Source organism: Flavobacterium sp. MK4S-17 (assembly GCF_009848495.1).
Taxonomy (GTDB): domain Bacteria; phylum Bacteroidota; class Bacteroidia; order Flavobacteriales; family Flavobacteriaceae; genus Flavobacterium.
The window spans coordinates 1-7,237 of record NZ_WWEP01000019.1; the positions used below are offsets into that span (position 1 = coordinate 1).

General features: G+C 36.8%; 6 protein-coding genes. 4 read left to right on the forward strand and 2 right to left on the reverse strand.

Annotated elements, in window-relative coordinates:
- The 3 genes from GSF09_RS08085 to GSF09_RS08095 all read left to right on the forward strand — a co-directional run.
- On the forward strand, positions 1–1,147 hold a 1,147-nt coding region (locus GSF09_RS08085), incomplete at its 5' end, for a T9SS type A sorting domain-containing protein (protein WP_159800444.1).
- A 142-nt stretch (positions 1,148–1,289) separates the two neighbouring features.
- The gene (locus GSF09_RS08090; RefSeq protein ID WP_159800445.1) at positions 1,290–2,642 is read left to right on the forward strand and encodes a sigma-54 dependent transcriptional regulator; all 1,353 of its coding nucleotides are present in this window, start codon (positions 1,290–1,292) and stop codon (positions 2,640–2,642) included.
- A gap of 176 nt (positions 2,643–2,818) precedes the next feature.
- A complete protein-coding gene (locus tag GSF09_RS08095; protein ID WP_159800446.1) occupies positions 2,819–3,397 on the forward strand; it encodes a hypothetical protein in 579 nt (192 codons plus the stop codon).
- 169 nt (positions 3,398–3,566) lie between these two features.
- On the opposite strand, the gene GSF09_RS08100 is transcribed toward GSF09_RS08095, so the two are convergent.
- Complete coding sequence (locus GSF09_RS08100; RefSeq protein ID WP_159800447.1) at positions 3,567–4,100, reverse strand: dihydrofolate reductase family protein; 534 nt, start codon at positions 4,098–4,100, stop codon at positions 3,567–3,569.
- Between the two features lie 45 nt (positions 4,101–4,145).
- On the reverse strand, positions 4,146–4,904 hold the full coding sequence (locus GSF09_RS08105) for a helix-turn-helix transcriptional regulator (RefSeq protein ID WP_159800448.1): 759 nt from the start codon (positions 4,902–4,904) through the stop codon (positions 4,146–4,148).
- A 537-nt stretch (positions 4,905–5,441) separates the two neighbouring features.
- Between GSF09_RS08105 and GSF09_RS08110 the strand changes: the two genes are divergently transcribed.
- A partial coding sequence (locus tag GSF09_RS08110; RefSeq protein ID WP_370515986.1) for an RCC1 domain-containing protein occupies positions 5,442–7,237 on the forward strand: 1,796 nt, incomplete at its 3' end.

A 7,237-nucleotide genomic window follows, 5' to 3' on the forward strand; every position in this document is an offset into this window, starting at 1 on the left:
CGATGCCAACGGTTGTGAGGCTGCACAGTCGTTCACTATCACCCAGCCTACTGCTTTAACAGCCTCGGCTTCTGCGCAGACTAATATTGCGTGTAATGGCGCGGCTACAGGTTCCGCTACAGTTGCCGTAACAGGCGGTACAGCACCCTATACCTATGCATGGTCACCATCAGGGGGTACGGCAGCAACGGCCACAGGCCTTGCAGCAGGAACGTATACCGTGACCGTTACCGATGCCAACGGTTGTGAGGCTGCACAGTCATTCACTATCACCCAGCCACTTGCTGTAGTTATAAATACGCAGCCTGAGGATAGTGATATTGCAACAGGAGATAATACTTCTTTTGAAGTTGAGGCTGAAAATGCCGACAGCTATCAGTGGCAGGTAAGTACAAACGGTACAGACTGGGAAGACGTTGCGGACGGAGGCAATAACCCTGCTTATTCCGGTGCAACTACAGATGTACTAACCCTTACAGGAGTACCAGCGGATTACAATGGTTATTCGTTCCGCGTGCTTGTAATAAACGGTGAGGAATGTATTACTACATCTGAGCCTGCAACACTTACTGTAACAAACGTTATAGAAGCTGTTAATGATGATTTCAGTACAGTTACTATTAACGAAGGAACAGGAGGAGTAGCAGGAGATGTAACACTAAATGACTTATTAAACTCAGTTGCTGTAAATGATGCAGATATTACCATATCAATTACTGATAATGGAGGATTAGCAGGTATTACAGTAGATGCAGACGGTAACATCAACGTTCCGGCATCTGCAACTGAGGGAACCTATACAGTGGTTTACTCTATTTGCGAAAACGTGGATAACACTAATTGCAGCTCTGCCGAAGTAATAATTGTTGTTTCGCCTCCTCTTAGGGTAAAAGACTTTAATAAAACTTCAGTTAATATTTACCCGAACCCTGCTACTTCTACAGTTAATGTAGAGATAAAAGGAGTTTCTTACGATAACCTGGATGTTGTTGTTTGTGACCTTAATGGAAGGATTGTGAAAAAACAACGACTAGGAAGCGGACTGACAGCTATAAATATATCTTCTTTTGAAGAAGGAATATATATCTTTAGCATAGTGTCTGACAGCGGAGTAATATCAAAACGTATTATTAAGAGTAGCAACTAACTACTTATCAATTAACCTTAACCCCCAATGATTAATCATTGGGGGTCTTTTATTTTTATTCGTGTGTATTATATAGTTTTAATATATTTCTATTCTAATTCAAGTTATAGATACTTCTTATCTTTGTATAAAACTTTACTTCGTGAACAAAATTCTTATTATTGACGACGAAGAAAAACTAAGAAACCTCATGGCGCGCATAATAAGCCTTGAAGGGTTTGAGGTGCTTCAGGCTCAGGACTGTAATTCAGGCTTAAAAAAAGCAGAACAAAATGATATAGATGTTATTTTATGTGATGTTAAGCTGCCTGATGGCAATGGTGTGGAATTCACCACTAAATTAAAGGAAATATTTCCTGCAACAGAAATTATATTGCTTACCGCTTATGGCAACATACCCGATGGGGTTCAGGCTATAAAAAATGGCGCTTTTGATTATATTGTAAAAGGTGACGACAATAATAAAATTATCCCTCTTATACATAAAGCTATAGAAAAAACAAGGCTTACCAAACGTATAATTAACCTTGAAAACCGCGTTGAAAATAAATATTCTTTTGGTAGTATAATTGGAGATTCTAAAAAACTGAATGAAGCCGCCGACCTTGCCCGAAAAGTTGCACCCCTTGACACAACTGTATTACTTACAGGTGAAACGGGCACAGGAAAAGAGGTTTTTGCCAATGCCATACACCAGTCTGGCAACAGGAAAGATAAAAGTTTTGTTGCCATAAACTGTTCAGCCTTTAGCCATGATATTTTAGAAAGTGAAATGTTTGGACATAAGGCCGGCGCTTTTACGGGCGCTGTAAAGGATAAAAAAGGGCTTTTTGAGGAAGCAAACAAAGGCACTATATTTCTGGACGAGATTGGGGAAATGCCTTTAGACCTGCAGGCGAAATTATTAAGGGTTATTGAAAATGGTGAGTTTATTAAAGTGGGCGACAGTAAAGTAACAAAAGTTGACGTGAGGATTGTTGCAGCAACTAACAGAGATTTGCTCAAAGAAATTGAAGCGGGGCATTTTAGGGAAGACCTTTATTACCGCCTGTCAATATTCACTATAAAACTCCCATCATTAAGGGATAGAATAGCTGATATAGAGGCCCTGGCAGAAAGTTTCCTTAAAACATTCAGCCTTAAAACGAATAAAAAAATAACAGGTATTTCAAAAGAATTCCTTCGATTATTAAAACTGCATAACTGGCCGGGTAATATACGGGAGTTAAAGAATGTAATTGAGCGCAGTGTAATTTTAGAAAATAGCACAACACTCACGCCATCAAGCCTGCCTTATGAAATACAGCAGCTAAACCCAGAACCTGAACGGCAGGGTGAAAAAACATTGTCAGCTTTCTCTCTTGCTTCAGCGGAAAAAATCCATATACAAAAAGTATTAAATTATACTAATGGAAATAAAACAGAAACCGCAAGGCTGCTTAATATAGCCCTTACCACACTTTACAGGAAACTCGACGATTATAAGCTGGGATAAACAACAACTGAAAAAAGATCTAAAAGTTGAATGAAATGAAAAGTATTACCATATTTATTTTTGTATGTTATATCCTAACTAACTGCAATGATAGAACATCTAAAATTAGTATAGCAAATGGAGTTAATACCGGTAACTTAACTAAAATACCAATACAAGAAGCTACACAGGATACATTGGTAAAAATCAGTAAACCTTTTACATTAAACGGAATTGAATGCTACTGGAAACACCAGAATATTGCCAATACAGATATTATAATTCAGCTACTATCCAACAAAACAAATAAAATTCTTTTAGAACATTTAGAGGACATATTTCAACCGACAAATTATAATGCGGATGATTTTTTTACAGAAGTTGGTAACAATGGATATACAGATGTGAATTTTGACGGATTTACAGATATTCTCATACGGAGCTATACCAACACAATCATGAGTGATGTTGTGTACGTTTATTTATTTAATCCCAAAGCGGAAGAATATACTGTTTCAGATGAACTATCCGATAATCGAATAGATATAGTAGATAAACAGAATAGACGGTTAATTACAGGGAATGAATACCGTTTTGGTACAGATAGCATAATTCATTCGTTTGATAAAAAAGGTCAGATTAAATACAAGGAGGTTTACTCTAATTACCGGATGCAGAATGATACCACATGGTTTACCTGCAAGGATTATCAAAAATTAATAAATGGAAAGCTGGTAATTGAAAGAAGAACCTGTGATACTATAAAATGGGAGTAGTTCAGCTTTTTAACTTAAATCAAAATATTAAAACAAATTCTATGGCATACTATGCATTTTTTCAATACAGCAAAAAACCATAAAAACCTGCACTTTATAAAAGCACAGGCTTTTATGGTTTAACGTAAATTTACTTAATCACTAAAGCTCTTGCCGGCGGTTCGTTATTTTACTTCCCTCGTTTGTAGCGGAGTTGTATTAATCCCGTTTCAAATGCTTTTGCTGTGATAAATTCAAGTGCCTGTTCAGGTCTTCCATCTTTAAATAGTTTTGTTCCATTACCCAGTAAAACCGGTATAATTGAAATTATTAATTCATCTATTAAGTCATGCTTCAATAATTCATTAATTACTTCAGCACCACCGTCGCAATAAATGTTTTTACCACTTTCAGATTTTAAACGGTCAATTAATTCGGTTAAATTTCCTGTATAAAAAACCGTCCTGCCTACTTTCGGCCTTTTAGTTCTTGTTATTACATAAACGTCTCTTTGCCCGTTGTCATAATGTGAGGCCCCTATTTCTCTAAGTACATAATCATAGGTTCTTCTTCCTATAATTATAGTATCTATTTTAGACATAAATTCTGCATAGCCATAATCTTCACCTTCTTTTTCTACAAGTTTCAGGAAGCTTAGGTCATCGTTTGGTTTTGCAATATAACCGTCTAAACTCATTGCTATAAAAAGAGATATTTTTCGCATAAATTTTAATTTAACATTTCTGCAAATTTACTTTTAGATGAGTAACTATACTTTGTAAAAATGCGACAAATTAAAACTGGATGGTGAAAGTCCGGTATTGCGTTTAATATCATTAGTAAGGTGTGAATGGTCGTAATAGCCACACTCAAGTGCGATGTCTAATAAGCTCTTATCTTGATTTGAATTTTTAATTATATTCAAAGCATTCTGGAATCGAATAATATTTAAATATTCCTTTGGTGATAATCCAATATATTCTTTAAAATCCCGCTCGAGCTTCCTTACAGTTACAAAATTTTTTTTTGATAGTTCGCTTATGCTGGTTTGTCCTTTTGATGAATGTATATCGTTTATAAAAGGTTGTAGTTTATTGTTTTTACTTTTTATTCTTTCTAAGTAGAAATGATTAAAATAATTAAATGGATTATCAAGTATTTTATCAATATTAAATGAATTGGATTTTTCAAATTCAATTGTGTTGTTAGTCAATTCATTTTGTGAAACATAGTTATAGAAATTAGCAAAAACTGCAGGTTTTAAGCATACACCTAACAGATGTGTATCGGTATCAATATAGCTGTCTTTGAAAGACTTCATTGCACCTACTACATAAGTTTTTCCAAACTCCATAAAAACTGAACCATTGTCTGTCAAGCAACTGTTTCCTAAATTTATTATTACACCTGCACAACCATCGGGAAAAACCCGCTCCCACTGCCTCTCAACTTCATTTCCTTTTAGCTCCCAATAAAAATGAATAAAGGGCTTTAACTCCTTATAAGGTTTTAATTTTTTGTACTTCATTGTTTACTGCTGTGTCATTCGTTATAATAACCATCATGTGTGCTACATAACCAGGTATGATTTTACAATAATACATACTAAGATTGAGATTTTTATTTAATGATATTTATTTTTTTGATAAAGTAAACCATAGGTTAAGCACTATTGTAAAGTCTATTAAAAAACGAATATACCGTAATTGTTTACATTAATCCGTTTATGGGTCGCACTTATTCATTGGCTCAAATCTTTTCTTCTTTTTAAACTATTATTGCAACGTATTGGTGTGATTTCGTGATTTGTATTTCGTACCAAAGTAAGCGAATTACCGATTTCGATTTACAACCTGGCAGATATCAACATTACGTAATAATTTGTACTAACTCTTTAAAAGATGTCAATAAAAGAAATATAAATTTAATTTTCTGTCAGTTTCATTTAGAGATTAAAAAATACTTTATGTTTGCCCTCAAAAATTTTATTTCATAAACTGCTAATCAATCAACCTATTATTAATTTATTAATGCCAATCGAGTTTATTAACCCGCAATAACAAACATGAAAAGAATAATTACAATTTTATTAGTGTCACTAAGCCTACAGTTGTCTGCACAATGTGTTCAAAAAGCCGGCGCAGGAGCATCCTCCACTTTTGTAATCAAAACAGACGGAACACTTTGGGCCTGGGGCAGAAATAACTACGGCCAATTGGGAATCGGCAATCTTGTCAATACTCCAGTACAAACTCAGGTTGGTACTGACTCAAACTGGCAAAGCATAGAAGGCGGGCAATTCCATACCGCAGCTATAAAAACAGATGGATCGCTCTGGATGTGGGGCTTTAATTCCAGCGGCCAGTTAGGGCTTAATAATACCACTAACAAAAATATACCAACTCAGGTATCTTCAAGTAATATCTGGTCCAGCGTAGCTGCAGGAGATGATCATACCTTGGCAATTACGAATGACGGAAAGATGTATGCCTGGGGGCTTAACGACCATGGCCAGTTAGGTGATGGAACCAGCAGCAACAGAACCACTCCCAAATTAATCGGAACGGGCTGGAAGAGTGTTACTGCAGGAAAAAATGTTACAATTGCTATAAAAACTGATGGTACACTTTGGGGTTGGGGCGAAGGAAGTCAGGTTGGTGATGGTACGTATGCTGACAAACATTCACCTGTTCAACTTGGAACAGACACTAATTGGAAGAGTGTAAGCCGTGGTGTAAGCCATACTTTAGCTGTAAAAACGGATGGGACACTGTGGGCATGGGGAACTAACGGGCGTGGCCAATTAGGAAACGGTACTACTTTTGGAACGAATTTACCTACGCAAATTGGAACGGACACCAACTGGGAAAGTGTAGAAGCAGGTTATTTCTTTAGTGTTGGCAGGAAAACTGACGGTACAATATGGTCGTGGGGACAGGGTACACAAAATCAACTGGGCTTAGGGGCAAGCACTGCAAATGTATTGGTTCCTACCCAAATTGGTACCGAAAATGACTGGCTTACCATTTCAGTGGGAGCAAGTTCACTATTTGGCGGAGCTATAAAAAATGATGGTTCATTCTGGGCCTGGGGCTATAACAATTACTCGCAATTAGGAAACGGGCTTACAGAGCGACTGCCTGTGCCGACACTCATTAACTGTCCTGGAAGTACAAGTATAACTGAAATCGCTTGTGACAGCTATACCTGGGCAGATACTGGAATAACTTACACCACGAGCGGAGTCTATTTAGACTCGGTTACCAATAATAAATTGTATTTAACAATTAATAACAGTACTACATCAACCCTTACCGAAATGGCTTGCGACAGTTATATATGGGCCGAAAACGGTACTACATATACAACAAGCGGAACATATACTAACGTTACAACTAACGCTTCAGGATGTACGAACACCGCAACGCTGAACCTTACAATTAACAATAGTACAACGTCAAGCCTTACCGAAATAGCTTGTGACAGTTATACATGGGCTGAAAACGGAACGACATATACAACAAGCGGGACATACACCAATATTACAACTAATGCTTCAGGATGTACGAACACCGCAACACTGAACCTTACAATTAATAACAGTACAACGTCAACCCTTACAGAAACGGCTTGCGACAGTTATATATGGGCTGAAAACGGAACGACCTATACAACAAGCGGGACATACACCAATATTACAACTAATGTTTCAGGATGTACGAACACCGCAACGCTGAACCTTACAATTAATAACAGTAATACGTCAACCCTTACAGAAACGGCTTGTGACAGTTATATATGGGCTGAAAATGGTACTACATATACAACAAGCGGAACATACACCAATGTTACAACTAACGC